The following is a 26,395-nucleotide window of genomic DNA, read 5'->3' as shown; positions in this document are numbered from 1 at the left end:
GTGTCACGCGTCCGTGGCGTCGAACTGCGCGACGCTGCCCGGGTGGGTGGAGATTGCCCGGCAGGCGAGCGCGGTATCCTTCCGCGCAGGATACCGCGGGCCGGTGTTGTCAAAGTTTGGGCAGGACTAGCTGCCGGAGCGGGTTTCCTGCCGATGCCGTGCGAGCCAGTCGATCGCGATGCCGATTCCCGGCGAAGAGAGGAAGGCCACCATGACCACGAGCGTGAACCCGGCGCCCAGCAGCGGGATGCTCTCTGACATTTTCGTTCTCCAGTGTCGTCGATGGTCCCGCAGTCTGCGAGACCGGACCCCCCTCACCGTCGTCCGTCGGGTACGACCGAGGAGATCACGCGGGCAATATATCGGCGGCACCGTCGGCAGACAAACGATATAAACTCAGCCCACGGATGAGATTTTCTCATCCCTATTTTCGGCTAGGAACCTGCTGCTGGCGGCTGGTGCTTGCGCTACCGTGCTGACGATGGGAAACTTCGGCCTACTCATAAACGGGAGAACCTCATGACGAGTCAGGATATTTCGCGCTGGCAGGAGCTGGCGCTGCAGTATGGTTCGGAGCTTGGAATCAAGATCATTGCCGCGATCGCCTTCTGGGTCGTCGGACGCTGGCTGATCGGCACCGTCGGCCACCTGGTGCAGAGCGCACTCGAGCGGCAGAAGGTCGACGCGACCGTCATGCGCTACCTCGGCACGGTGATCAACGTCACCTTGAACATTCTGCTGGTGGTCGGCATCCTGGGATACTTCGGCATCCAGACGACCACCTTCGCCGCCCTCTTCGCCGCCGCCGGTGTCGCCATCGGTCTCGCCTGGTCGGGACTGCTCGCCAATTTCGCCGGCGGCGTCTTCCTGATCATCCTGCGGCCGATCAAGGTCGGCGATTTCGTCACCGTCGGTGGCGTCACCGGTACGGTGAAGGAAGTCGGCCTGTTCACTTCGGCGATCAACACGCCCGACAACGTGCTGACGCTCGTCGGCAACAGCAAGATCTTCGGCGACACGATCCAGAACTATTCGTCGAACGCCTATCGCCGCGTTGACCTGAAGGCGCAGTTGTCCGGCGCAGCCGATCACGCGGCGGCGATGGCGCTGCTCAGGGAAAAGGTCGCGGAGATTCCCAACGTCCTGGCAAGCCCGGCGGTCGATGTCGAGATCCTCGAACTGAATCTAGTTGGTCCGCTGCTGGCAGTCCGTCCGTATTGCCACACCGATCATTACTGGCAGGTGTACTTCGATACCAACAGGACGATTCGCGAGTCGCTCGGTGCCGCCGGTTTTCCGGCGCCGATGCCGGCGCAGGTGGTTTTCGTCAATCAGCAGTAGCTCCCGCGGCGGGTGCGCTGGACGGCAGCAGGCGTTCAGCGCGCCCTGATCCGGGACAGGCGTGGCCCCCCAGTTCCTGTCCGGCAACCGTCTGCGGCTGCTCAACAGCGGCGGCGAGTATTTCCCGGCGCTGCTGGCAGCGATCGACGCGGCGGAGCGCGAGGTGCACCTCGAGAGCTATATTTTCGAGGATGACGAGACCGGGCAGGCCGTTGCCGCCGCGCTGGCGGCCGCCGCACGCCGCGGCGTCGTCGTGCGCGTTCTCGTCGACGGCTTCGGCGCGCCGGCGTTCGCCGCGCGACAGCAACCGTACCTGCACGCTGCCGGCGTGCAGGCGCTGGTCTACCGGCCCGAGATTGCACGTTTCCGCCTGCGACGCCATCGCCTGCGACGACTGCACCGCAAGCTTGCCCTGATCGACGGGCGGGTCGCCTTCGTCGGTGGCATCAACGTCATCGACGACTTCAACTCGCCGTATCGTTCCTCGCCGCGCTACGACTATGCGGTGCGCGTCGAAGGACCCCTGCTGGTGCCGATACAGCGGGCGCTCCATCGTCTGTGGGAACTCGTCCTCTGGGCCCGGCTCAATCGCCGCTACCGCCTGGCGGGACTCGTCGAAGCGAGCGCCGCGGTGCGCGGCGAGCAGACGGCCGCTTTCCTGGTGCGCGACAACCTTCGCCATCGCCGCGACATCGAGCGTGCCTATCTCGAAGCGATCGGCGCCGCACGTGACGAGATCATCCTGGCCAACGCCTATTTCCTGCCCGGCCGGCGCTTCCGGCGGGCGCTGCGGGCTGCCGCCGGTCGCGGCGTACGGGTGACGATCCTGCTGCAGGGGCTGGTGGAGTATCGCCTGCTGCACTACGCGACGCAGGCGCTCTATGGCAACCTGCTCGCCGCCGGGATCAGGATTTTCGAATACCAGCGCAGCTTCCTGCATGCCAAGGTGGCGGTCATCGACCGCCACTGGGCGACGGTCGGTTCGTCGAACATCGATCCCTTCAGTCTCCTGCTGGCGCGGGAGGCGAACGTCGTCGTCCTCGACGGGGGCTTTGCCGATGAGCTGCGACAGAGCCTGGCGGCGGCCATGAGCGACGGCGCACGGGAGCTGCCGGCTGACAGCTGGCAACGTCAGCCGTGGTACTCGCGCCTGCTGCGTCGGGCCAGCTACGGCGTGCTGCGGATCTTCGTCGGCATCAGCGGCTACGGCGGCAGGCGCTGACCCAGTGTGGCGCTGCGTCGTGCCGGTACGCGAGTGATCGACCAGTTGGCGATGGCCCAGCACCAGAACTCGGGCAGCGGCGCCTGGCGCACATCGGCCGGCACGGCATGTCCGAGGAACTCCAGCGCCGCCGCCAGCAGCGGGCTGCCGATGCTGGCGTCGATGGCTCTGGCGCGCGTCTGCTTCGACAGCTTCTCGCCGGCGGCGTTGCTCGCCAGTGGCAGGTGCGCGTAAGCGGGGACGGTCAGGCGCAGGCGCTGCGCGAGCCAGATCTGGCGAGGCGTCGAGTCCAGCAGGTCGGCGCCACGGACGATCGAGTTGACTCCCTGCGCCGCGTCATCGACCACCACGGCGAGTTGGTAGGCGAACTGACCGTCGGCTCGCAGCAGGACGAAATCGCCGACGGCCGTGGCGACATCCTGCCGCTGCGTTCCCTGCACGCGATCTTCGAAAGCGACCTCGTCGGCCGGCGCGAGCATGCGCCAGGAGCGCGCGTCGCGGCCGTGCGGCAGGCCGGAACGGCAGGTGCCCGGGTATACCGGAGCACCATCGACGCCCACTGCCGGCGCGTGGGCGGCAATCTCGCGCCGTGAGCAGGCGCAGGGGTAGATGTCGCCGTTGTCGCGCAGCTGGCTCAACGCGGCGCGATAGGCATCGAGGCGCCGGCTTTGGTAGAGGACCTCGCCATCCCACTCGAAGGCGAGGCCCGCGAGCGTGCGGAGGATGGCATCGGCGGCACCGGGAGCCGTTCGTTGTCGGTCGATGTCCTCGATGCGCAGCAACCAGTTGCCACCGCTCGCGCGCGCATCGAGATAGCTGCCGACGGCCGCGACGAGCGAGCCGAAGTGCAGCCGGCCCGTCGGTGAAGGGGCAAAGCGGCCACGGCAGGCAGCCGGGCGCCTGCCCGGTGATTCGACACTGCCGTTCATCGCCGCCCGCCCGCGGTCGACGCCGCGCCCCCGGCGGGCCGCGCCGGCGCGTTCTCCGCCGCGTGGAGCCTTGGTGTTTGCCGTGTGCCCGGGTAGAATCTTCCGGTCATCATCAGGATTTCCGCCATGCGCGACCGTTCGCTCACTCCTGCCGACGAAGCCGCCATTCTCGCCGAGGCACTGCCCTACATCAAACGTTTTCATGGCCGGACCATCGTCGTCAAGTACGGTGGCAACGCGATGACCGACGAGCACCTGAAGCAATGTTTCGCCCGCGACGTGGTCCTGCTGAAGCTGGTGGGGATGCATGTCGTCGTCGTCCACGGCGGTGGGCCGCAGATCGAGACGCTGCTCAAGCGCGTCGGCAAGAAGGGCCGTTTCGTGCAGGGGATGCGCGTCACCGATGCGGAGACGATGGAGATCGTCGAGATGGTTCTCGGTGGCCAGGTCAACAAGGACGTCGTCAACCTGATCAACCAGGCGGGCGGCAAGGCCGTCGGGCTGACCGGCAAGGACGGCAGCTTCATCCGCGCCAAGAAGCTTTTGCTGGCGGATCGCGACAACACGGAAGACCTGATCGACGTCGGCCAGGTCGGCGACATCACGCAGATCGACCCGTCGCTGATCGGCCATCTCGAGGCCGGTGGCTTCATCCCCGTCGTCGCGCCAATCGGTGTCGGCAAGAATGGCGAGACGTACAACATCAACGCCGATGTCGTCGCCGGCAAGATGGCCGAGATCCTCAAGGCCGAGAAACTGGTGCTGCTGACCAACACGCCGGGTGTGCTCGATGAGCGCGGCGCCCTGATCACCGGCATGACGCCGAAACAGATCGACGACATGGTTGCCGACGGCAGCCTGTCGGGCGGCATGCTGCCGAAGATCGCCTCGGCGCTCGATGCCGCGCGCAACGGGGTCAAGAGCGTGCACATCATCGACGGCCGCGTCGAGCACGCACTGCTGCTGGAAATCCTGACCGACCACGGCGTCGGCACGATGATCAGGTCGCATTGAGCCGGAGATCGCGCTGAACGCGGTGTCGCCGGTGTGGCTGTTCGACCTCGACAACACGCTGCACGATGCCACGCCGCACATCTTTCCGCACATCAACCGTGCGATCTCGACCTATATCCGCCAGCACCTCGGTGTCGATGAAGACGAGGCGACCAGCCTGCGACTCGATTACTGGCAGCGCTACGGTGCGACGCTGCTGGGCCTGATGCGCCATCATGGCACCGACCCGCACCACTTCCTTCACCACACGCATGACTTGCCCGACCTCGAGCGGATGCTGGTCTTCGAGCGCGGGCTGAACGCGATGCTGGGTCGCCTGCCCGGACGCAAGATCCTCTTCTCGAACGCGCCACTGGCCTACAGCGAAGCGGTTCTCGAACTGGTCGGGGTGCGCCACCGGTTCGCAGCGCTTTACTCGGTGGAGCGGCTCCGCTTCCAGCCGAAACCAGCGGTCGGCGGGTTCCGCCATCTGCTGCGCAGCGAGAGCTTGTCGCCGCAGCACTGCATCATGGTCGAGGATTCGCTGGTGAACCTGAAGACGGCGAAACATCTCGGGATGAAGACTGTCTGGATCAGTTGCAGCACGCGTCAGCCGCCGTGGCTGGATCTGCGCTTGCGCTCGGTGCTCGATCTGCCACGGCGTTGGCATCGCCTGCAGTTGCCGCAGTCTGGCTGGCGGTCGCTGCCCGGGACAAGAAGGCGGCACGCTGGCGGAACGCCTGGAGCGCCATGAGGAAGTCCGACTCACTCGCACAGCAGTTGCTGGAATACCGCGCCATTCTCGATCATTCGGGGGTGGCAGTGGTCTGCATCCGCAACCGTCGGGTCTATCGTTGCAACCCGCGCGCCGAGGAAGTCTTCGGTTGGCTGCCGGGAACTCTGGTCGGACAGCCAGACCTCGTCTTCTATCCCGACAGCGAGTCCTGCGACGCCCTTCGCGCAAGAGCGCGCGCCTCCTTGCGCGTCGGGCAGGTACTCGACCTGGTGACGGAGATGACGCGCCGTGATGGCGGCGCCTTCGTCGCCCACCTCGTGGCCCGGGCCATCGATCCGGCGACACCGCGAAACGGCACGGTCTGGATCGTGCGCGACATTTCGGACGAGGTTCGCGCCCGTGCTGCCAACGACAGCCTGTTGCGCGAGCAGACACTCATCTTCGAGCGGGCGCCGATCGGCATTGCCTTCCTGCGCGACCGGATCATCCAGCGCTGCAATCCGAGTTTCGAGAGGATGTTCGGCTACCAACCCGGAACACTGCCGGGCCAATCGACCCGCATCTGTTTCGCCAACGACGCACTCTGGCGCGAGGCCGGCGAACGTGCGCACGCGGTGATCGATGCAAGCGGGCGGTACAGCGGCGAGCTGGAATACCGCAAGGCCGATGGCACGCCGATCTGGTGCCAGGTCACGGGCAGTCGCCTCAACCCGAACAACCCGGATGAGGGCCTGGTCTGGCTCTTCGAAGACGTGACAGCGCGGCGTGCTGCCGAAGAGGCCTTGGTCGACAGCCTGTGGGAGCAGCAGTTGATCTTCGACAACGCGATGATCGGCATCTCCTACCAGCGGCAGCGAACCATCCTGCGCTGCAATCGTCGCTGCGAAGAGATCTTCGGTTATCCCCCGGGAGGACTGAACGGGCAGTCGGTGCGCATCCTCTTTGCCAGCGACGAGGCATGGGAGGAGGAGGGGCGGCTGGTCTACGACCACCGTCCGGGACGGGAGACACTTGCCGGCGAGTTCGTCTACTGCCGGCGCGACGGAGAGCCAATCCGGGTGCGGGTGATCGGTCGCACGATTGGCGAGAACGAGAAGGCCGATACCTGGATCTGGACCTACGAAGATGTCACGGCGCAGCGGGCGGCCGAGGAGAGACTGCGGCAAAGCCATCTCGAACTCGAGCAGCGGGTCGCCGATCGTACGCGCGAGCTGTCACAGCAACTCCATTTCATGCGGCAGTTGATCGAGGCAATTCCCGGTCCGGTCTTCTACAAGAGTCGCGAAGGGCGTTACCTGGGTTGCAATCAGGCCTTCCTGCGAATGATCGGCAGGTCCCGCAGCGAAGTGGTGGGCGCCACCGTGCACGACCTCGCGCCGCAGGAACTCGCCGACCGCTATCAGGCGGCCGACAACGAACTCCTCGCGCGCGGGGGATCCAAGGTCCATGAGGCCAAGGTCCTGCATGCCGACGGTTCCTATCGTGACGTCATCTTCCACAAGGCGACCTACGGCAATGCCGATGAGGCCGGCAGCGGTCTGGTGGGCGTGATGCTCGACATCACCGAGCGCAAGCGGATGGAGGAGAGGCTGCAGCAGGCGGCCACCGTCTTCGACAGCAGTGCGGAGGGCATCACCATCACCGCCCCCGACGGTCGCATCATTGCCGTCAACCGGGCGTTCTCGGACATCACCGGCTACGGCGAGCATGAGGTCATCGGACGCAACCCGCGCATCCTGCAGTCGGGTCGCCAGGATCGCGAGCTCTACCGGCAGATGTGGCACGAACTGATCACGGCAGGGCGCTGGCAGGGCGAGCTGTGGAACCGGCGCAAGGACGGACAGACCTTCCTGGAATCGCTGACGATCAGTGCCGTCAAGGACAGCGAGGGTCGCCTCACCCACTACGTCGGCGTCTTTTCGGACATCACCGAGTTGCGCCGGGCACACGACCAACTGGACCATCAGGCTCACCACGACCCCCTTACCGGCCTGCCGAACCGGCTGCTGTTGTCGGACCGGCTGCACAAGGCAATGCAGCGGGCGCATCGCGACGAAGACGAGCTGGCCGTCCTGTTCATCGACCTCGACCGCTTCAAGATCATCAACGACACCCTCGGCCATCAGGCTGGCGATCGGGTCCTCTGCGAGGTGGCGCGACGCCTGCGCCGGTTGATGCGGGAATCGGACACCGTTGGCCGCCTCGGCGGTGACGAATTCCTGATCATCGTCGAGGGCATCGCCGAGCCGGGTGCCGCCTCGCTGGTTGCCGAGAAGATTCTCGCCGTTCTGCAGGATGCTCCGGTGACGGTCGGGCAGGAGTTCTTTGTCGGCGCAAGTATCGGTATCAGCGTTTTCCCCCAGGATGGAAACGATGTCGAATCGCTGATGAAGAATGCCGACGTGGCGATGTACCGGGCGAAGGAACGCGGCCGGAATACCTACGACTTCTTCACCAAGGCACTGACCGGATCGTCACTCGAGCGTCTGCAGATGGAGACCGACCTGCGCCGTGCCATCGAACGGGGCGATCTGCGCGTCTACCTGCAACCGCAGTTCTCCCTGCGCGATGGCCGGCTGCTCGGGGCCGAGGCGCTGGTACGCTGGTTGCGACCGGCGCACGGGCTGGTGATGCCGGGCGAGTTCATCAGGTTGGCTGAGGAGTCGGGGTTGATCGTGGCGATCGGCGAATGGGTCCTGCTGACGGCGGCAAGCCACTGGGCGGACTGGGTTGCCGCCGGTCTCGCCCCCGGTGTGCTGTCGATCAACGTCTCCGGCGTCGAGTTCAGCCGTGGCGGAATCGAGCAGACGGCGCGCAAGGCGATCGCCTCTTCGGGGCTGGCAGCGAGCTGCATCGAGCTGGAGATCACCGAGAGTGCCATCATGAGTCATGCCGAAAGCAGCGTGCAGGTGCTCGACAATCTGCGGGCGATGGGCATCAGCCTCGTCATCGACGATTTCGGCACCGGCTATTCCTCGCTCGCGTATCTCAAGCGGTTGCCGATCAACAAGCTGAAGATCGATCAGAGCTTCGTACGCGGCTTGCCGGCCGACCTCGAGGACTGCGCGATCACGAAGGCGGTGATCGCGCTGGCGCACAGTCTGCAACTGACGGTCATCGCGGAGGGGGTCGAGTTGGACCTGCAGCGCGACTTCCTGGCCGGCGCAGGGTGCGACGAGATGCAGGGCTACCTTTGCGGACGACCGCTGCCGATCGACGAATACCGCCAACGCTTCCTTGACCATTGAGCCGAGAGTGCGAACGATGCCTTCCCGATTGCCATTCATAGACGCGCTCAAGGCGCTCGCTGCGCAGTTGATCGTCCTCCATCACCTGGCCTTTTACGGTCCGATGTCCGACCACGCCCATGCGCTGGCGCCGGATCTGATCTCCTGGTTGAGCCAGGAAGCGCGTTACGCGGTCCAGGTGTTTCTCGTGGTCGGTGGCTTCCTGGCCGTGCATAGCCTGGCACCCGCTGGTTGCCTGCGGGTCAGCGAGCCGCTTGGCGTGCTCTGGAAGCGCTACTGCAAGCTCGCCAGCCCCTATCTGGTTGCGCTCCTCGTCGCCCTGCTCAGCGCGGCCGCAGGTCGCGCGCTGATGACGCACGATTCCTTGCCGGCGCCTCCATCCGTGTCGCAGGTGCTGGCACATGTGCTTCTGCTGCAGAGCGTTCTCGGCCATGAAGGCCTGTCGGCAGGCGTCTGGTACATCGCCATAGACTTCCAGTTGTTCGTGCTCCTGCTTGGCCTCTTGTGGCTGGCACGGCAGGTCACGGTTGGCGCTGCGCACGAAGCGGTGGTTGCAGCCTGCCTCGTCGCGGCGCTGGCACTGGCGTCGCTCGTTCACTTCAATCGCGATGGCGATTGGGACAGTTGGGGTGTCTATTTCTTCGGCTCCTACGCGCTCGGAGTGGCCAGCTACTGGGCGACCAATGATCGGCCGCGGCGTGCCGCCTGCTGGCTCGCGCCGGTGGTGGCGGTGGTCATGCTCACCCTGCTGCTCGAGTATCGGCCGCGCATCGCGGTTGCCCTCGTGGTGGCGCTGGCGCTTGCCCTCGCCCGGCTCTTCGGCGTCCTCGAGCGCTGGCCGAAGTCACGCCTGATCGCTTATCTAGGACGCACGTCCTATTCCCTGTTCCTGGTCCATTTTCCGGTCTGCCTGCTGGTGAACGCCCTTTTCTCGCGCTTTGCCCGCAACGACCCTTGGTTCAACCTCGTCGGCCTCGTCGTTGCGTGGCTGCTGAGCATGGCCGCTGCCGCCCTCTTCTACCGTTTCGTCGAAGCCGCGATGCAGGGCTCGCGCCGCCAGCATGCCGCGCCCGCCACCGTCAGGCAGAGTTCCTGAGCCAGGCGGCGGCGCTCAGGGCGTAGTAGCTGAGGATGCCGTCGGCGCCCGCGCGCTTGCACCCCAGAAGGCTCTCCAGCACGCAGGCTTTCTCGTCGATCCAGCCGTTCTGCGCCGCGGCCTTGAGCATCGCGTACTCGCCGCTGACCTGATAGACATAGGTCGGCACCCGGAACTCGTCCTTGACGCGGCGGACGATGTCGAGGTACGGCATGCCTGGTTTGACCATCACCATGTCGGCCCCCTCGGTGATGTCGAGAGCCACCTCACGCAAAGCCTCGTCGCTGTTGGCGGGATCCATCTGGTAGCTGTACTTGTTGCCCTTGCCGAGGTTGCCTGCCGAGCCGACCGCGTCACGGAACGGGCCATAGAAGCTCGATGCATACTTTGCCGCGTAGGCCAGGATGCGGGTGTGAATCTCGCCGGCGTCGTCGAGTTCGCGACGGATGCGGCCGACGCGGCCGTCCATCATGTCCGAGGGTGCGACGATGTCGGCACCCGCCTGCGCGTGCACCAGCGCCTGCCGGGCGAGCACCTCGATCGTCTGGTCGTTGAGAACGTAGGCCCGGGGATCGTTGGCGTCGATCAGGCCGTCCTGCCCGTGGCTGGTGTACGGGTCGAGTGCAACGTCAGTGATGACGCCGAGTTCCGGGAGTTCCCTCTTCAGCGCCAGCACCACTCGCGGTACCAGGCCGTCGGGGTTCAGCGCCTCTTCCGCCGCGGCTGTCTTGCGGCTGGCGTCAACCACCGGGAAGAGGGCAATGGCGGGGATTCCCAGGGAAAGAGCTCGCTCGGCCGTCTTCAACAACCGGTCGAGGCTCTGTCGCTCGACCCCGGGCATCGAGGGAACGGGTTCCACCCGGTCGCTGCCTTCGACGACGAAGACCGGGTAGATCAGGTCATCGACGCGCAGGTGATTCTCGCGCATCAGGCGACGGGAAAAGTCGTCACGTCGCATGCGGCGCATGCGGGTGGCAGGGAACTGGCAGTGGTTGGGCATGGGCGGCGTCTGTCTGCAGGTGGTGGATAAACACAATGAATCGGACTTTCGGCGTGCTGCGGGAACTGTTCGGGGACCGCAGCACTCCATCGCAGCAGATGGCGCTGCCGTCTCCCGCTTCACCTCCCTGAGCGGGTGCCTTATTCCCTTAAGGCATGTCCTGCCCCCGGCTCCCCCCTTTGCCGGGGGTTTTTTTTTGTTTTTGCTCGGCGTTGATCGCACTGCGTGCGCTCCAGCCGATCGCCGCTCGCTTCTTGCGCGCGCTGCCCTCGCCGGGCGGGCTGGCGGGCGATGCTGCCGCTTCCTGCGCGCTCACGCCGACCCAGCCGGCGAGAACGGCCTCGGCTTGCACGATGCCCAATCTCCTGAGGCTCGAGAAGAACTGCCACGTGCAGTGGCCGCCGGCGGCCGCCAGTACCGCGGCGACCTCGCGCGCCGCGAGATCCCGCTGCTGGCGGGTCAGTTTGTCCGCCTTCGACAACAGCACATGTATCGGTTTGCCCGTTGGCGCAAACCAGCCGAGCATCTGCAGGTCGAGTTCGGTGAGAGGGTGTCGGCTGTCCATGATCAGGACGAGGCCGCAGAGCGCTTCGCGGTAGCGCAGATAGGGCGCCAGCAGACCTTCCCACTGGGAACGGATCTCTTCCGGTGCCTTGGCATAGCCATAGCCGGGCAGGTCCACGAGGTACTTCCCGGCTGCTATCCGGAAGTAGTTGAGGTGCTGGGTCCGTCCGGGTGTGCGCGAGACAAAGGCGAGACGCGTGTGGTTGGCGAGGGCGTTGATCGCCGACGACTTGCCGGAGTTCGAACGGCCCGCAAACGCGATTTCGGCTTGCGAATCGCCTGGCAGATCCTGCAGTCGGGCCACCGTCGTCTGGAAGACTGCCTTCTGGAAGAGGGGCATGGGGAAGCCGATGGGTGGTGGAAGGAGGATGGGTGCCAAGGTGGCGTGGGTGGGAGGAACTCGCCCCGCTGCCAAACTGATATAGAATACCAGCTTGTTGCCCGGCTTCGCAGGCCTCAGCTCAGTCATCGTTGTCATTGGGAGTTTGGACATGATTCGTACCACGGCACTTGCGGTTCTCCTGGCCGCCAGTCTCCCCGTCCTTGCCGCCGATCAGGCGAAGGCAAAGCCCGACCTGGCCAAGGCCAGGGAAATCGCCGAGGGCGTCTGTGTGGCCTGCCATGGTGCCGACGGCAACAGTCCGGCGGCGGCCAATCCGATCATCGCCGGTCAGCTCCCCGAGTATCTCTACAAACAGCTGAGCAACTTCAAGTCGATCGATGGCAAGCCGCCGGTGCGCAACAACGCGATCATGGGCGGCATGGTTGCGGCGCTGTCGGACGAGGAGATGCACGCTCTCGCGCTCTATTTCGCACAGCAGAAGATCAAGCCCTCCGTGGCCAAGGAGGAGAAGCTCCTGGCGGAGGGCAAGTCCATCTGGCGGATGGGGGATTTTTCCAAGGGCGTGCCGGCGTGTGCCGGTTGCCACGGCCCGGCTGGCGGCGGTCTGCCAAGCCAGTATCCGCGCCTGGCGGGTCAGTACGCCGAGTATACCGCAGCCCAGTTGAAGAGCTTCCGAAGTCACGAGCGGGCCAACGATTCGGAGAAGATGATGCGGGTCATCGCCGGCAAGCTTTCCGATCACCAGATCAACGCGGTTGCCGAGTACGCTGCAGGTCTGCGCTAGACCTCTGGCGGCCGGCTGGTGCCGGCGGTGGCCGTGCCCTTCACTGCGCAACCGCCAGCCCTTTTCCCACCCCTCGGAGCGCGCTTCGGGCGTTTCACAGCGGGTGCCTCACGGACCAGAAAGGACGCTTCATGAAGACACTCAGGCAAATCCTCGCTGCCAAGAGCGCAGACTTGGCGGTTGTCTCGCCCGAAGATCCGGTTTTCCGTGCCTTGCAGGTGATGTCGGATGCCAACGTCGGCGCCGTCCTGGTACTCGACGGCGACAAGCTCGTCGGCATCCTGTCCGAACGGGACTATGCGCGCAAGGTGATCCTGCAGGGCAAGGCGTCCAAGGAAACCCGCGTCGGCGAGATCATGTCCGACAAGGTGCTCTACGTGACACCGGAGCAGACCGTCGATGAGTGCATGGCCATCATGACCGAGAAGCACTTCCGTCACCTGCCGGTGCTCGCCGAAGGCAGGGTCGTCGGCATCGTTTCCATCGGTGATGTGGTCAAGGAAACGATCTGCGAGCAGAAGTTCATCATCGAGCAGATGGAGAAGTACATCACCGGCTGACACAGGTAGCGCTTGCCCGGCGAAACTTCCGGGTCTCCTTGCGCGCTCGTCACCTGCCGCCAGCAATGCCTCCCGCCAACGGTGGCCGTGGGGGCGGCATCCGGGCACCAGTGCTCCAGCCGGTTGGTCTCCCTATCCCGATTCGACGCACCGTCTAGGGCAACTCGTCGAGCCCGAAACCGGCAAGGTGTTCGGTCTGACCCCAGCTTTCCAGGATCCATTGCTGACCACGGACGCACAGCCAGTTGATGGCGGCATTCGGAATCAGGAAGTCGCGTGGGGCGGACAGCGGATTGCCGCGCGCCAGGCGGTTGACGATGTCGAGGACGCCGCCGTGCGTGACGACGATGATCGTTTCTCCCTCGTGTGCGGCGGCCAGTTGGCCCAGACCGCCGCTGACGCGGGTGTGCAGTTGCAGCAGGCTCTCGCCGCCGAACGGGATCACGAAGTCTGGATCGCGGGTCTCGAAGGCGTGGTAATCCGCTGGATAGCGCGCGCGTGACTCGTCGTAGGTCAGCCCTTCGAAGAACCCGTAGCGTCGTTCGCGAAACTCCGGCCGGAAAGCGGGCACAAGCTTCAGCCTGTGGGCGATGCGCTCGGCCGTCTGGCGTGCGCGCAGGAGGTCGCTGCTGTACAGGGCAGTCACCGCGCTTCCGGCAGCGAGCCAGTCTGCCGCCGCCTGCGCCTGTGCCAGACCTGCGGCATTGAGTCCGATGTCGATCTGACCCTGAATGCGCTTTTCCGCGTTCCAGGTGGTCTCGCCATGGCGGACGAGGCAGATTCGGGTGGCTTCGTTCTTGGTCATCACGATTTTCACGTAGGGTGGCGGCGCGTTGCCGCCACCAGCACCTGCGCCGGGTTTCTGGTGCCGCGGCGAGAGGGCTCCTCCTCCGGCAGCATGCGCCATCGACCTGCCGCCAGGCGGCGGGTGGACGGAAAAAGGCGGATTCTAAGGCATTCGCTGCCCGCCGCCCGAGTTCGTGCCGATGCGCCGCCGGCTGTCGGCCGCCGCATGCCAGCTTTGTCGCAGCGACCAATCGACAGAGTGCGCAGCAGGAATTGCTGCAGCGCAACCTCAATTGATCTCTCCTCTTGCCCATAGTGATCCATCGATCGCAGAAGACGCGATGTCGGGCCGCAGGATCATCGGTCACCCAGAGGAGGAGACGTCATGGAATAATCGTTGCACATCGACCCGGGCAAGGGTACCGGGCGCCTGCAGTGCGAAATGGCCTGTTCTCATGAGAATACGGGGATGGTCAACCCCTCGCGGTCGCGCATCAAGGTCTTCGGTTTTCATCACGAGGCTCCCAAGGCTCCTTATACCTGTACTCAGTGCAGCGAGGCTCCTTTCGTGCCGACTTCCTGCCGCATTTCGGGCGCGGCGGCGGTTGATGTGATAGCATTCGCTCCGGCGGGTCTCCCCGCATCGCAGGATGGTGAACCTGGTCAGGTCCGGAAGGAAGCAGCCACAGCCGTCTGATGCGAGTGCCGGGGGTAAGGCTCGCCATTTCCTTCTGTGGTCGTGTCGATGCAGGCCGACGGCATGGCCCGGGCGCCCTCCCGCGGCACCGGTGGCAAGCAAACTGTGACGGGGCCCGCGGCGCCATCTGCTAGAATCCGCGCATGAGCTATCAGGTCCTGGCGCGCAAATGGCGCCCGCGCACGTTTGCCAGCCTCGTCGGACAGGAACACGTCGTGCGCGCGCTCGAGCATGCGCTGACGGCGCAGCGCCTGCACCATGCCTACCTGTTCACCGGCACGCGGGGGGTTGGCAAGACGACGCTGGCGCGCATCCTGGCCAAGGCACTGAACTGCGAAACAGGCGTCACCGCGGCGCCCTGCGGGCTCTGTTCCGCCTGCCAGGAAATCGATGCCGGGCGCTTCGTCGACCTCCTCGAGGTCGATGCAGCAACCAATACCCGGGTCGACGAGATGCGGCAGCTCCTCGATAATGCGGTCTATGCGCCAACAAGAGGCCGCTTCAAGGTGTACGTCATCGACGAGGTGCACATGCTCTCCAACTCGGCTTTCAACGCGATGTTGAAGACCCTCGAGGAGCCGCCCGAGCATGTCAAGTTCATTCTCGCGACGACCGATCCACAGAAGATTCCGGTCACCGTCCTCTCGCGCTGCCTGCAGTTCAATCTGAAGCAGATGACGCCGCCCCTGATTGCCAGCCACTTGCGGCAGATTCTCGAAGAGGAGGCGATCGGCGCCGAGGCGGGGGCGCTGCAACTGCTCGCACGCTCGGCTGCGGGCAGCATGCGCGATGCGCTGTCCTTGCTCGACCAGGCGATTGCGCATGGTTCGGGGAGGGTCGAGGAAGCTCTGGTGAGGCAAATGCTGGGTGCCGTCGATCTGGACCACCTGTTTTCCATTCTCGACGCCCTGCTTGCCGGCGACCCAGCAGGAATGCTGCAGGTGGCCGATGATATGGCGGCGCGCAGCCTATCGTTCGATGCCGCCCTGCAGGAGCTGGCAGCCCTGTTCACTCGCGTGCAGGTCGCGCAACTCGCGCCGCAGGCGATCGCCGACGATCTTCCGGAGCGTGCGCGACTGCTCGGCATCGCTGCCCGACTCGACCCGGAGTATGTGCAGCTGGCGTATCAGATGGCGGTGCATGGTCGTCAGGAGCTGCCGCTGGCGCCAGACGAGCAGGCCGGTTTCGTGATGACCCTGTTGCGCCTGCATGCCTTCCGTCCCGAGTCGGAGGAGGCCGCCAGCGGGCGGGCACTGGCGGCGGCCAGCAGCGCCGGCCGGCCGTCCACGAAGTCACTGCCGCTCGCCGATGCGACGAGGCCGTCGCAGCCTTCCCGTGCCGATGCCTCGGTTGGCGTCGGGCGAGCCGCGCCACCGCCAACGCCGCCACTGGTGCCGGCGCGTGTCGGGCCGGGGCCGGCATCGCCAGCCAGCGACTGGCACGAGCTGCTTGCCGCCATCAAGCCAAGTGGCATGGCGCGTGAACTGGCGCAGCACTGCGAGCTGTGCGAGCTGGCAGCCGGCCGCATCCAGCTGCAGCTGGCGCCAAGGCATCGCCATCTACTGATGAGGGCGGCGCAGGACAAGCTGCAGCAGGCACTCGTCGATTATTTCGCCATGCCGATGCAGTTGGGCATCGCGGTTGCGGAGGGCGCGGGTGATACTCCGGCGGCGGCGGCACAACGCGACCGCCAGGAGCGCATGGACCGCGCGATCGCGTCGGTCGAGCAGGATGGGTTCGTGCGCGAGATCATCGAGATGTTCGACGCGACCCTGATCGAATCGTCAATCAAACCCGTTTGAGAAAGCATCGAGGCAAGAGAAATGATGAAAGGTGGAATCGCCGGCCTGATGAAACAGGCCCAGCAGATGCAGGAAAACATGAAGAAGGCGCAGGAGCAGCTGGCGGAGCTCGAAGTCGAGGGGCAAGCCGGCGCCGGCATGGTCAAGGTGCTGATGACCTGCGCGCACAGTGTGCGGCGGGTGACGATCGACCCGTCGGTGATGGACGACCGCGAGATGCTCGAGGACTTGGTGGCGGCGGCTCTGAACGACGCGATGCGACGGGCTGAGCAGGCCTCGCAGGAACGGATGGCCGGCTTCTCGGCAGGACTAAACCTGCCGCCCGGGTTCAAGATGCCGTTCTGATGACGACGCCGTCGAGCCTCGAGTCGCTGATCGAGGCTCTGCGCTGTCTGCCGGGCGTGGGGCCGAAGTCGGCGCAGCGGATGGCCTATCACCTGATGCAGCACGACCGCGAGGGCGCGCAGCGTCTCGCTGGGTCGTTGCAACTCGCACTGGCGGCGCTGCGGCACTGTCAGCGCTGCAACACCTTCAGCGAATCGGAGATCTGTTCGCGCTGCCAGTCCAGCAAGCGGGATCCTGCCCTGTTGTGCGTCGTCGAGACGCCGGTCGACATGAACATGCTCGAACAGACGCATGCGTACGCCGGGCTGTACTACGTGCTGATGGGGCGTGTCTCGCCGCTCGATGGCATCGGACCGGCCGAACTGCGCCTCGAGCGATTGCTCGCGCGCGCGTGTGATGGGGTGGTGCGTGAAGTGATCATCGCCACCAACTACACGAACGAAGGGGAGGCGACGGCACACTACCTCGGAGAGATGTTGCGCAGTCGTGGCGTCAGCGTATCGCGAATCGCACGCGGCGTGCCGGTCGGTGGCGAGCTCGAATACGTCGATGCCGGGACTCTGGCGCAGGCTCTGCGAGAACGCCGACCGCTCGCCGGATAGGGTCTTGCGGCGGTTCCGGATTCAAAACCGTATGGAGATTGGCGTATAATGTTGCGGTTTGGTATGCAGCAACTCTTACTATGTCCTAGGGATCAGCGCTATGAGCAATGAGTGCAAGGTGGACGGCGGAAGGCGGCGACTGATCGTTGCCACCGCTGCGGTTGGCGGGGTGGGGGCGATCGCTGCGCTCGTACCCTTCGTCTCCAGCATGCTGCCGTCCGAGCGGGCCAGGGCGGCCGGCGCACCGGTTGAAGTCGATATCGGCAGTCTTGAGCCCGGCCAGATGATCACCGTCGAGTGGCGTGGTCGGCCGGTGTGGATCATCAACCGTACGACGCACATGCTGGAGACGCTGCCCAAGCTCGACGGCGAAATGGCCGACCCGAAGTCGGAAAAGAACATGCAGCCGGATTACTGCCGGAACGAAACACGTTCGATCAAGCCCGAGATCATGGTCGTTGTGGGTATTTGTACGCATCTCGGGTGCTCGCCCTCGGCGAAGTTCAGGCGCGGTACGGAAGAGGGGATGGACAGCGCCTGGCTGGGCGGTTTCCTCTGTCCCTGCCATGGTTCGACCTTCGATTTCGCCGGCCGGGTCTTCAAGAGCAAGCCGGCACCCGACAATCTCGAGGTGCCCCGGCACATGTACCTGTCCGATAAGAGGATCCTTATCGGCGAAGACAAGAAGGGGGCCTAAGCCATGGCGTCGAATACCAACTTCGAAAAATACAAGTCTGACGGCTCGCTGCAGGGCAACCTGATCGAGTGGTTCGATGCGCGCTTCCCGGCGACTTCGATGTGGCGCGGACACCTGTCCGAGTATTACGCGCCCAAGAACTTCAACTTCTGGTACTTCTTCGGTTCGCTGGCGATGCTGGTGCTGGTCATCCAGATCGTTACCGGCATCTTCCTCGTCATGCACTACAAGCCGGACGCGTCGCTCAACGAAAACGGCATCCCGGTCGCCTTTGCCAGCGTCGAATACATCATGCGCGACGTCAACTGGGGCTGGCTGATCCGCTACATGCACTCGACGGGCGCGTCGGCATTCTTCATCGTCGTCTACCTGCACATGTTCCGTGGCCTCCTGTACGGCTCGTACCGGCAGCCGCGCGAGCTGATCTGGGTTTTCGGCACGCTGATCTTCCTCTGCCTGATGGCCGAAGCCTTCATGGGCTACCTGTTGCCCTGGGGGCAGATGTCGTTCTGGGGAGCGCAGGTCATCGTCAACCTGTTCTCGGCCATTCCGCTGATCGGCGAGCCGCTGTCGATCTGGATTCGCGGCGACTTCGTCGTCGGCGACGCGACGCTCAATCGCTTCTTCTCGTTTCACGTCATCGCCGTTCCGCTTGTCCTCCTCGGCCTCATTGCGGCACACATCCTGGCGCTGCACGAAGTGGGCTCGAACAATCCGGATGGCGTCGAGATCAAGAAACGCAAGGATGTCCATGGCAATCCGCTCGATGGCATCCCCTTCCACCCGTACTATACGGTGAAGGACATTGTCGGCGTCGTGGTCTTCCTGATGGTCTTCTCGATCATCGTCTTCTTCGCGCCGGAGGGCGGTGGCTACTTCCTCGAGTACAACAACTTCCTGCCGGCGGATCCACTGAAGACCCCGCCACACATTGCCCCGGTCTGGTATTTCACGCCCTACTACTCTCTGCTGCGGGCGATGGTCTGGCCGCTGTTCGGTATCGACGCGAAGTTCTGGGGCGTCGTGCTGATGGGGGCCGGCGTCGTGATCCTCGCCTTTTTGCCGTGGCTCGACCGCAGCCCGGTGAAGTCCATTCGCTACCGTGGCCCGATCTTCAAGACCCTGCTGACCCTGTTCGTCATTTCCTTCGTCCTGCTTGGATTCCTGGGTACGCAACCGCCTTCGTATGCCTTCTTCGGTGTCATCCCGGGCGCCCCGGTTGCGCAGATCCTCACCGCCTACTACTTCCTTTTCTTCCTGACCATGCCGTGGTGGTCGAAGATAGACAAGTACGAGCCGGAACCTGATCGCGTGACGATGTAAAGGAATGGACAAAATGAAAAAACTGCTTGCCGCGCTGCTCTTCGCGCCGGCCCTTGCCCTGGCCAGCGGCGCTGCCATCCATCTCGACAGGGCGCCCAACGTACAAGGCGACAATGCTGCCTTGCAGAGCGGCGCCCGCACATTCGTCAACTACTGTCTGAACTGCCATGGCGCCAGTTTCGCCCGTTACTCGCGACTGACCGAACTGGGCCTGACCGAGCAGCAGGTACGCGACAACCTGATGTTCACCGCCGAGAAGATCGGTGAGACGATGCGCGTTGCCGCTCGCCCCGATGAGCAGAAGAGATGGTTCGGTGCCGCGCCGCCGGACCTGACGCTGATCGCTCGAGCCCGGTCGTCGGCAGACGGCAGCGGTGCGGATTGGCTGTACACCTACCTGCGATCCTTCTACGTCGATGACAAGCGGCCGACCGGCTGGAACAACGTCGTCTTCGAGAACGTCGGCATGCCGCACGTACTCTGGCAGCTGCAGGGTGTGCAGGTAATGAACAAGGATCACAAGCTCGAGCTGATGGCGCCGGGCAGCCTGTCTGCCGCCGAGTACGACAAGCTCATCGGCGACCTCGTCGGTTTCATGGTCTGGCTTGCCGAGCCGCATGCGGGATTCCGGCAGAACCTGGGCTTTGGCGTCCTCGCCTTCCTCGTGGTGCTCTTCGGTTTTGCCTACGCATTGAAGAAAGCCTACTGGAAGGACGTCAAGTAAGCCAAGAAGAAGAGCCGGGTCATCGGGCCGCGGCATCGCCGGCGAGGGCGCGCGAAACGCCTGTCGCCGTTGCGGTGCCGATTCGTTTTTGAGGTATTTGATCATGATGAATCTCTACTCCGGGACTACCTGCCCGTTCAGTCACCGCTGCCGCATCGTTCTCTACGAAAAGGGAATGGATTTTCAGGTGATCGATGTCGACCTGTTCGCCAAGCCCGAGGACATCGCCATCATCAATCCCTACGGGCGCGTTCCCGTGCTGGTAGAACGCGACCTCATCCTGTACGAGCCGAACATCATCAACGAGTACATCGACGAGCGCTTCCCGCATCCGCAGCTGATGCCGGCCGATCCGATCATGCGCGCGCGCGCGCGTCAGCTGCTGATCACCATGGAGCGCGAGGTCTTCTCCTACATCGAGGCTCTGGAAAAGAACAGCAAGGCGGCTGACCGCTCCCGCGTCCAGATCCGCGATCGACTGACCGAGATGGCGCCGGTCTTCGTCAAGCAGAAGCACATGCTTGGCGAGGAGTTTTCGATGCTTGATGTCGCCATTGCCCCGCTTCTCTGGCGGCTCGACCATTACGGGATCGAGCTGTCGAAAGCCGCGGCACCCCTGATGAAGTACGGCGAGCGAATTTTCAGCCGTCAAGGCTTCATCGATGCCCTGACGCCATCGGAGAAGGCGATGCGCCGCTGAGAGCGGTGCCGCTGCCAGGGCGCCGACGCTCGCCGCTCGCCCAGCACGCCATGACTGAGCTCGCTGGAAGATGAACGCCAACCTACCCTCCACCAAACCCTATCTCATCCGTGCCATTCACCAATGGTGCTGCGACAACGGCTTCACCCCCTACCTCGCCGTCGTGGTGGATGCCAGCACGCGCGTTCCGCGGGAGCATGTCCGCGACGGCCAGATCGTGCTCAATGTCGGTTACGAGGCGACCGCGCAGCTCGCTATCGCCAATGACGGAGTCAGCTTCCAGGCTCGTTTCGCCGGTGTTGCAAGAGACATCTGGGTGCCGATGGGAAGTGTTTCGGCGATCTATGCTCGCGAGAACGGTGCCGGCATGGCTTTCGAGCCGGAAAGCATCGCCGCGCCTGAGGCGACGGTCGATCCGGATCCGGAGGAACGGCCGGAACCGCCGCCCGCCGGCGGTCGCGCGCGACTGCAGCGGGTCAAGTGAGGAACGCTGCGGCGGAATGGCGGCGCGCGGAGCCGGCACAGTCCGTGGTTGTCCGTTTTCGCCGCCTGCTGCCGTTCTGGGCGCGGCGGAGTGGGTGGGTTGCCGCTGCCGCCGCGAGTCGGTCGTCCATCGGCCAGGCGGCCTCGCCCCAAAGGGAGCGCCGGCTCATCCTGCGCGCGCGCGCTGGCGGGCCCCATGCAGTGGCGCAAGCTGGACGATGACGATGCAGGCCAGGATCAGCCCGCAACCGGCGATTCCGGCTGCATGCAGCCGTTCGCCCAGCAGCAGGTAGCCAAAGAGCGCGGCGAAGACGGTTTCGGCCGAGAGGATGATCGCCGCGTCGGACGGCTGCGCGTAACGCTGTCCGATCACCTGCGCGGTGAAGCCGATGGCCACCGAGACGATCCCGGCATAGCCGATCGGCAGCAGCGCCTGGCGAATCCCACCCAGGGTGATGGTCTCGGTCAGGGTTCCCCAGAGCAGGCTGCCGATGCCGCAAACAATGAACTGTCCGCAGGCGATGAGGAACGGCGCCGCGATGCGCCCGGCAACGCGACCAACGAAGAGGACGTGCAGCGCCCAGAAGAGGCTGCTGGCGACGACCCACAGATCGCCGCCGGCGGGCTCCAGCCCCTGCGCGCCAGCCAGCAGCCAAGTGCCGCCGAGGCAGCCGAGCGACGTCGGCCAGACCGACCAGTGCGGCCGGGTGCGCAGCAGAAGCCAGGCCAGCAGCGGTACCAGCGGTACGTATAGTGCCGTCAGGAAGCCGGCGTTGGTCACCGTCGTGCTGGTGATGCCGATCTGTTGCAGCGCCGCGCCGAGCATCAGCAGCACGCCGAGGGCGCAGACAACGAGAACGTCGCCGGCTCGGGCTGGCATGCGCTGTGTCGAGCGTTGCCGCCACTCGCGCCAGGCCAGTGGCAGCACGATCACCGCGCCGAGCAGGAAACGGATGCCGGTGAAGGTCAGCGGTCCCACCCCGGCCATCCCTTCCGCCTGGGCAACGAAGGCCAGGCCCCAGATCAGGGCCACGCTGAGCAGGACGAGGTTGGCTTGCGAGCGAGTCAAGGCTGCGTTGCCTTCGTGGAAGGGAAAATGCCGGCGCTGCCGGCCGTGGCTGCCCGGCGGCGGACACCAGACGCGTTCTGCAACGATCGTGACGGCGCTAGAGTCCGAGCGTCGTCGACCCAAGGGCATCTCCTCCCTCTCCCAGGACTTCAGCGAAGCGCTGGCAATAGGGGGCGCACTCGCCAGCATCATCGACGATCAACCTGGCACGCGGCTGGTCGCGATGAAAGCGGACGAGAGTGTGCCGATCGTCGGCGATCATCAGGCAATCGTCAAGTCTGTCCAGCTGGGGCGGCGCGTGAATGATCGTCAATAACGGCGCGTAGAGCTGCAGCAGGTTCATCAGGTGGGGGCTGTACTGGCAGACGAACTCACGTTTGCGAACGACGATGCGCAGATGCCGGTGGTGACTGGGAGCGACGAGCAAAGCGCGCAGGGCGGCCACCCGCGGCGCGGTCTCGAGCTTCAGCGCTGACAGATCCTCGTCGAAGATTTCCAGCCTGGTCGGGGACAGGTCGAGGATCTCCTGTACCGCTTGGTCGTACTCGCTCCAGTGCATGATCAGCCTGCTGCCCATCGCTCGCGCTTCCTTTCGCTTCGCCCGCGGTGTCGATGCCGAAGGCTGAGACAAAAGCTCCCGGGAGTCAAGCGGGAGCCGCAGCGCGCTTTCTCCTCGCGGTACGGGGCCACCGTCGCCAGGATCCCTGCACCGACCTCGCGGGGTCGTCCCCGGGGGCCCACGCAGCAGTGCTTCGCGATAGAATCGCGCACCCCCATTGCTGCGGAAGTCGCCGATGCCGACCGGAATCATCGAATCACTCGATCATGAGGCGCGTGGCGTGACGCGACTCGAGGGCAAGACGGTCTTTGTCGAAGGTGCCCTGCCGGGCGAGCTCGTCGAGTACGCCAGTTATCGCCGAAAGCCCGCCTACGAACTGGCACGCACGGTGGCACTGCTGCAGCCGTCCAGCGACCGCGTGGCACCGCGCTGTCCGCACTTCGGTGTCTGCGGCGGCTGCAGCATGCAGCATCTCGAGCCCGCGGCACAGGTGGCGGCGAAGCAGCGGCTGCTCGAGGACAACCTGTGGCACATCGGCAGAGTGAGGGCAGAGGAGCTTTACGCGCCCATCCATGGTTGGCCCTGGGGTTATCGTCGTCGCGCTCGACTGTCGGTGCGCTTCGTCGCCAAGAAGGGTGGCATCCTGGTCGGCTTTCACGAGCGAAAAAGCAGTTACGTGGCCGACATGGGGCAATGCGCAATCCTGCCGGCGCATCTGTCGATGCTCCTGCTGCCCCTGCGTGAACTGATTGGCGGCCTTGCGATCCGCGAGCGCCTGCCGCAGATCGAAGTGGCCGTGGGCGACCGCATCACTGCTCTCGTCCTGCGGGTTCTCGACCCGCCGACGCCAGCCGATGCGGAACGGCTGCGGGACTTCGCGGATCGGCACCGGATCGTCTTCTACCTGCAGCCGCAGGGACCCGCGACAGCCTACCGCTTTCATCCGCCGGCTGGCGAGCAGCTGTCCTATTCTCTGCCCGACTTCGCCGTCGAGCATCCGTTCTCGCCGACCGAGTTCACCCAGGTCAACCATGCTGTCAACCGTGTCCTGGTGCGACGCGCGCTGGCACTCCTCGCGCCACGGTCGGGTGAGCGCATCGCCGACATGTTCTGCGGTCTCGGCAACTTCAGCCTGCCGATCGCCCGCTCCGGTGCCCGCGTCGTCGGCGTCGAGGGAAGTCCCGATCTCGTGCACCGGGCAACCGAAAACGCCGCCGCGAATGATCTTGCCGCGCTGGTCGAGTACCGTGCTGCCAATCTCTTCGAGATGACACCGGAGTCGCTGGCGGCACTCGGGCATTTCGACCGGATGTTGATCGACCCTCCGCGTGAGGGCGCCGTCGAACTCGTCAAGTCGCTTCCGGTCGATGGACCACGACGCATCGTCTATGTCTCCTGCAGTCCGGCGACACTGGCCCGCGACGCCGCCATCCTCGTCACGCAGAAGGGTTACCGTTTGCGCGGGGCCGGCGTGGTGAACATGTTCCCGCACACCTCACACGTCGAATCGATCGCCCTCTTCGAGCGCCATCCGGCAGACTGAGCCAGCGCAACGTGCGTTACTGCGTTGGCCGAATCACCAGGCTCGCACGCGCCCGGTATCGACGTGCACGAAATCCGAACTGGCGTAGTAGCCGACCCCACCACGGGACTGCGCCAGCGCGGCGTCACGCAGGTCGCTCAACGACACGCCGGCGAGGCGGATGTCGATCGCCTTGCCTTCGATGTGCAGGCTCTGTCTGGCGACTCCTCCGCCGCGGCTCTTGCGCAGTCTGTTGTTGGTCTGCGGGCAGCGGTAGCCCGAGATCACCTGGAAGGCGGTCTCGCAGGCGAGTTCCTGCTTGATTCCGTACAGGAGGTCGAACAACTGTGGGTCGATGTTGCCCACCTCTCCAGAGTAGTGGTCGCGCAGAAAGACGTTCAGCCGTTTGAGCGATTCGGCAAGGTAGTGGTCGCCGAGCGAAAAGACCACCGACAGGCGCTCTCCGGTATGGGTGTGCTCGAAAGCAAGCTGGCGCGCATTCGGCAGCGATGCCAGGGCTGGCTTGGTCAGGGGCAGTACCACACCGGCCGCCAGCAGCCGGGCGGCATGGCCGAAAAAGCGCCGCCGCGAGTCGTGCAGCTTCGACATCTCTTCTCCCCGTCAACGAGAAGCTGGGGATTCTGCAGGAATTTCTCCAGTATGGGAAGCCCGAAGCGTGCGCGAGCGCTGCCGCAGCGCCTCCTCCAGGGGTGCGTCGAGACCGTAGATGTCGGGCAGGAAATGCACGCTGCCATCGCGGACGACCGTCGTACTGTAGGCAATGATCACCGGCAGCGGTTCGTCAAGGCGAAGGGTGGCCGACCGGCCGCGGCGCATGGCCTCCGCGATGCGTGCCTCGGTCCACTCCGGCGCATCGGCGAGAACGAACTTCGCCAGTTGCAGCGGTTCCTCGACGCGGATGCAGCCATGGCTGAAGTCCCGCCGCAGCCGCTTGAAGAGTTGCGGCGTCGGCGTGTGGTGCAGATAGATGTTGTCCCTGTTGGGAAAGACGAACTTGATGCTGCCCAACGCGTTGCTTGCCCCGGGTCGCTGGCGAATGCGCATCTGGCCAGCCTGCACGGCATCGATCCCGGCTTCCGAAAGACCGCCGACGACCCGGCCATCACTGCCCACCAATTCGAATCCCTGGCGGTCAAAATAGCCCGGATCGCGACGCAGCCGGGGCAAGGTTTCGCTGCGCGCGATCGACGGCGGGACGTTCCAGTACGGGCTGAACTCGATGAAGCGCATGTCGGCGGCGAACAGGGGGGTGGGCGTCTTGCCAGCCCTACCGACGATGACCTTCATCGCCAGCCGGAGCTCGCTGGTACCGGCGTGCACCTCGTGACCATGCAGCATGAACTCTGGCACGTTGACGACGATCGCTCGCGGCGCGAGCGGCAGGGGTGTCCAGCGCAGTCGCTCCATGGCGAGGCCAATCTGGCGGACCCTGGCCGCCGGGTCGACGCTGAGTTGCTCGAGGCTGTCCTTGCCGATGACGCCATCGGGCGCGATCGAGTGCCGCACCTGAAACGATTTGACCGCGTCGACGAGTGCGCCCTGGTAGCGGTCTGGGACGCTGTTGCCTGCAAGCTTCAGGTCACCAAGCAACAGTAGTCGTCGCTGCAGCAACGCGAGGCCGGCGTACTGCTGTCCGGGGTTGAGCCTGCCAGCGGGAATCGGCGGCAGGTTCTTCTGCCAGGCTGGATCGTCCACCAGTTGTCGGTAGCGGGCCAACGCCTGCCGCAACGCATCGTACTGTGGCCAGACTGGAGCGGCGCTGCGTACGGCTTCGGCCAGTTGGTCGTCGGCAACGGGGGAAGAAAGCGGCAGGCCGGCACCGAGATCGCGCCGCTGTGCCGGCTCGTAGCGGATGCCGAACTGCTGCGGATCGATCCGTCCCGCGTGCAGGTCGTTCAGGTACCGCCGCACTGCGCGGTGCAGACGGCGGTTCGCCAGGCCCGTCGCATCGGCGTCCAATGCTGACGAGCTGTCGCCGAGGACCGTGCGCAGCCACTCGATGTCGTAGTCCTGGGGCGAGAGCCCTTCCGCGCTGGCCTGCGTCAGGATTTCCGCTGCCCGATGGGCTGCCGGCATCGGGCCGGCAACGGCAAACCAGCTGGCCCCTTCGACCGCTGTCGCGCCACCTCCACAGCAGATGAGGATGATGCCCAGGGCGATCGCCGAGCCTCGCAGTCCGCTGGTACGACGGCGCTGCGAACTGGCGATTCCGCGCATCAACTGCGGCATCGGCGCCCCGCCATGACGTG

The 26,395-nt window shown here is 65.0% G+C and carries 26 protein-coding genes, 1 other RNA gene and 1 pseudogene; 19 read left to right on the top strand and 9 right to left on the bottom strand.

What is annotated here, in order from left to right:
- Positions 1-126 precede the first annotated feature (126 nt).
- Positions 127-261 (bottom strand): hypothetical protein, encoded by a 135-nt coding sequence (locus NFW30_RS01025; RefSeq protein ID WP_295350013.1) that lies wholly within the window; start codon positions 259-261, stop codon positions 127-129.
- A gap of 258 nt (positions 262-519) precedes the next feature.
- Here NFW30_RS01025 and NFW30_RS01020 point away from each other — a divergent pair, with 258 nt between their 5' ends.
- Positions 520-1,341, top strand: coding sequence for a mechanosensitive ion channel family protein (locus NFW30_RS01020; protein WP_295350010.1), 822 nt, complete (start codon positions 520-522; stop codon positions 1,339-1,341).
- A 61-nt stretch (positions 1,342-1,402) separates the two neighbouring features.
- On the top strand, positions 1,403-2,563 hold the full coding sequence (gene clsB, locus NFW30_RS01015; protein WP_295350007.1) for a cardiolipin synthase ClsB: 1,161 nt from the start codon (positions 1,403-1,405) through the stop codon (positions 2,561-2,563).
- On the opposite strand, the gene gluQRS is transcribed toward clsB, so the two are convergent.
- Positions 2,545-3,492: a tRNA glutamyl-Q(34) synthetase GluQRS gene (gene gluQRS / locus NFW30_RS01010; protein WP_295350004.1), complete on the bottom strand. Its 948-nt coding sequence runs from the start codon at positions 3,490-3,492 to the stop codon at positions 2,545-2,547. The two genes, clsB and gluQRS, sit on opposite strands and share 19 nt — an antisense overlap.
- Before the next feature lie 126 nt (positions 3,493-3,618).
- Between gluQRS and argB the strand changes: the two genes are divergently transcribed.
- Genes argB through NFW30_RS00990 form a run of 4 tightly spaced genes read left to right on the top strand, consistent with a single transcriptional unit; the run spans position 3,619 to position 9,565 of the window.
- Complete coding sequence (gene argB / locus NFW30_RS01005) at positions 3,619-4,506, top strand: acetylglutamate kinase (RefSeq protein ID WP_295350002.1); 888 nt, start codon at positions 3,619-3,621, stop codon at positions 4,504-4,506.
- Positions 4,507-4,537: 31 nt separating this feature from the next.
- Positions 4,538-5,239, top strand: coding sequence for a pyrimidine 5'-nucleotidase (locus NFW30_RS01000; RefSeq protein ID WP_295350000.1), 702 nt, complete (start codon positions 4,538-4,540; stop codon positions 5,237-5,239).
- On the top strand, positions 5,236-8,469 hold the full coding sequence (locus NFW30_RS00995; RefSeq protein WP_295371630.1) for a PAS domain S-box protein: 3,234 nt from the start codon (positions 5,236-5,238) through the stop codon (positions 8,467-8,469). Before NFW30_RS01000 ends, NFW30_RS00995 begins: the two co-directional genes overlap by 4 nt.
- A gap of 28 nt (positions 8,470-8,497) precedes the next feature.
- Positions 8,498-9,565, top strand: a complete 1,068-nt coding sequence (locus NFW30_RS00990) for an acyltransferase family protein (RefSeq protein ID WP_295371628.1) — start codon at positions 8,498-8,500, stop codon at positions 9,563-9,565.
- Here the strand turns inward: NFW30_RS00990 and hemB are convergent.
- Together hemB and yihA are read right to left on the bottom strand one after the other, a co-directional pair.
- Positions 9,549-10,565, bottom strand: coding sequence for a porphobilinogen synthase (gene hemB, locus NFW30_RS00985; protein WP_295371625.1), 1,017 nt, complete (start codon positions 10,563-10,565; stop codon positions 9,549-9,551). The two genes, NFW30_RS00990 and hemB, sit on opposite strands and share 17 nt — an antisense overlap.
- A gap of 148 nt (positions 10,566-10,713) precedes the next feature.
- On the bottom strand, positions 10,714-11,622 hold the full coding sequence (yihA, locus tag NFW30_RS00980) for a ribosome biogenesis GTP-binding protein YihA/YsxC (RefSeq protein ID WP_363322048.1): 909 nt from the start codon (positions 11,620-11,622) through the stop codon (positions 10,714-10,716).
- Between yihA and NFW30_RS00975 the strand changes: the two genes are divergently transcribed.
- The gene (locus tag NFW30_RS00975) at positions 11,621-12,256 is read left to right on the top strand and encodes a c-type cytochrome (RefSeq protein ID WP_295349993.1); all 636 of its coding nucleotides are present in this window, start codon (positions 11,621-11,623) and stop codon (positions 12,254-12,256) included. The two genes, yihA and NFW30_RS00975, sit on opposite strands and share 2 nt — an antisense overlap.
- A gap of 131 nt (positions 12,257-12,387) precedes the next feature.
- Positions 12,388-12,816, top strand: a complete 429-nt coding sequence (locus NFW30_RS00970) for a CBS domain-containing protein (RefSeq protein WP_295349991.1) — start codon at positions 12,388-12,390, stop codon at positions 12,814-12,816.
- Positions 12,817-12,970: 154 nt separating this feature from the next.
- On the opposite strand, the gene NFW30_RS00965 is transcribed toward NFW30_RS00970, so the two are convergent.
- Complete coding sequence (locus NFW30_RS00965) at positions 12,971-13,621, bottom strand: histidine phosphatase family protein (protein WP_295349989.1); 651 nt, start codon at positions 13,619-13,621, stop codon at positions 12,971-12,973.
- Positions 13,622-14,044: 423 nt separating this feature from the next.
- On the opposite strand from NFW30_RS00965, the pseudogene NFW30_RS00960 reads away from it, so the two are divergent.
- From NFW30_RS00960 to NFW30_RS00915, 10 genes and pseudogenes are all read left to right on the top strand, one after another.
- Positions 14,045-14,164: pseudogene (locus NFW30_RS00960) on the top strand ((Fe-S)-binding protein); the annotation flags it as partial.
- Positions 14,165-14,229: 65 nt separating this feature from the next.
- Positions 14,230-14,328: signal recognition particle sRNA small type (ffs, locus tag NFW30_RS00955), an RNA gene on the top strand.
- A gap of 114 nt (positions 14,329-14,442) precedes the next feature.
- Positions 14,443-16,101, top strand: coding sequence for a DNA polymerase III subunit gamma/tau (gene dnaX / locus NFW30_RS00950; protein WP_295349987.1), 1,659 nt, complete (start codon positions 14,443-14,445; stop codon positions 16,099-16,101).
- Between the two features lie 21 nt (positions 16,102-16,122).
- Positions 16,123-16,446 carry a YbaB/EbfC family nucleoid-associated protein gene (locus NFW30_RS00945; RefSeq protein WP_034936654.1) on the top strand — a complete coding sequence of 108 codons (324 nt, stop codon included), beginning with the start codon at positions 16,123-16,125 and terminating at the stop codon, positions 16,444-16,446.
- Positions 16,446-17,048: a recombination mediator RecR gene (gene recR, locus NFW30_RS00940; protein WP_295349984.1), complete on the top strand. Its 603-nt coding sequence runs from the start codon at positions 16,446-16,448 to the stop codon at positions 17,046-17,048. The genes NFW30_RS00945 and recR overlap by 1 nt, the downstream gene beginning before the upstream one ends.
- A gap of 100 nt (positions 17,049-17,148) precedes the next feature.
- The gene (gene petA, locus NFW30_RS00935) at positions 17,149-17,745 is read left to right on the top strand and encodes a ubiquinol-cytochrome c reductase iron-sulfur subunit (RefSeq protein ID WP_295349982.1); all 597 of its coding nucleotides are present in this window, start codon (positions 17,149-17,151) and stop codon (positions 17,743-17,745) included.
- Between the two features lie 3 nt (positions 17,746-17,748).
- Entirely contained in the window at positions 17,749-19,068 is a 1,320-nt protein-coding gene (locus tag NFW30_RS00930; RefSeq protein WP_295349980.1) for a cytochrome bc complex cytochrome b subunit, read from the top strand.
- A gap of 13 nt (positions 19,069-19,081) precedes the next feature.
- On the top strand, positions 19,082-19,792 hold the full coding sequence (locus tag NFW30_RS00925) for a cytochrome c1 (protein ID WP_295349978.1): 711 nt from the start codon (positions 19,082-19,084) through the stop codon (positions 19,790-19,792).
- Positions 19,793-19,895: 103 nt separating this feature from the next.
- The gene (locus NFW30_RS00920) at positions 19,896-20,492 is read left to right on the top strand and encodes a glutathione S-transferase N-terminal domain-containing protein (RefSeq protein WP_287463356.1); all 597 of its coding nucleotides are present in this window, start codon (positions 19,896-19,898) and stop codon (positions 20,490-20,492) included.
- Between the two features lie 70 nt (positions 20,493-20,562).
- Positions 20,563-20,976: a ClpXP protease specificity-enhancing factor gene (locus NFW30_RS00915; RefSeq protein ID WP_295349974.1), complete on the top strand. Its 414-nt coding sequence runs from the start codon at positions 20,563-20,565 to the stop codon at positions 20,974-20,976.
- Between the two features lie 165 nt (positions 20,977-21,141).
- Here the strand turns inward: NFW30_RS00915 and NFW30_RS00910 are convergent, their stop codons facing one another.
- Both NFW30_RS00910 and NFW30_RS00905 read right to left on the bottom strand, forming a co-directional pair.
- Positions 21,142-22,044 carry a DMT family transporter gene (locus NFW30_RS00910; protein ID WP_295349972.1) on the bottom strand — a complete coding sequence of 301 codons (903 nt, stop codon included), beginning with the start codon at positions 22,042-22,044 and terminating at the stop codon, positions 21,142-21,144.
- A 97-nt stretch (positions 22,045-22,141) separates the two neighbouring features.
- Complete coding sequence (locus tag NFW30_RS00905; protein WP_295349970.1) at positions 22,142-22,621, bottom strand: hypothetical protein; 480 nt, start codon at positions 22,619-22,621, stop codon at positions 22,142-22,144.
- Positions 22,622-22,838: 217 nt separating this feature from the next.
- Between NFW30_RS00905 and rlmD the strand changes: the two genes are divergently transcribed.
- Positions 22,839-24,146, top strand: coding sequence for a 23S rRNA (uracil(1939)-C(5))-methyltransferase RlmD (gene rlmD, locus NFW30_RS00900; RefSeq protein WP_295349968.1), 1,308 nt, complete (start codon positions 22,839-22,841; stop codon positions 24,144-24,146).
- A 33-nt stretch (positions 24,147-24,179) separates the two neighbouring features.
- Here rlmD and NFW30_RS00895 read toward each other — a convergent pair whose 3' ends face one another.
- The gene (locus NFW30_RS00895; RefSeq protein WP_295349966.1) at positions 24,180-24,734 is read right to left on the bottom strand and encodes a YcbK family protein; all 555 of its coding nucleotides are present in this window, start codon (positions 24,732-24,734) and stop codon (positions 24,180-24,182) included.
- Positions 24,735-24,746: 12 nt separating this feature from the next.
- Complete coding sequence (locus tag NFW30_RS00890) at positions 24,747-26,375, bottom strand: L,D-transpeptidase family protein (protein ID WP_295349964.1); 1,629 nt, start codon at positions 26,373-26,375, stop codon at positions 24,747-24,749.
- Between the last annotated feature and the right edge of the window lie 20 nt (positions 26,376-26,395).

Origin of the sequence: Accumulibacter sp., assembly GCF_023806635.1 — a bacterium.
Lineage (GTDB): Bacteria > Pseudomonadota > Gammaproteobacteria > Burkholderiales > Rhodocyclaceae > Accumulibacter.
This window is presented reverse-complemented; position numbering and strand designations above follow the sequence as displayed.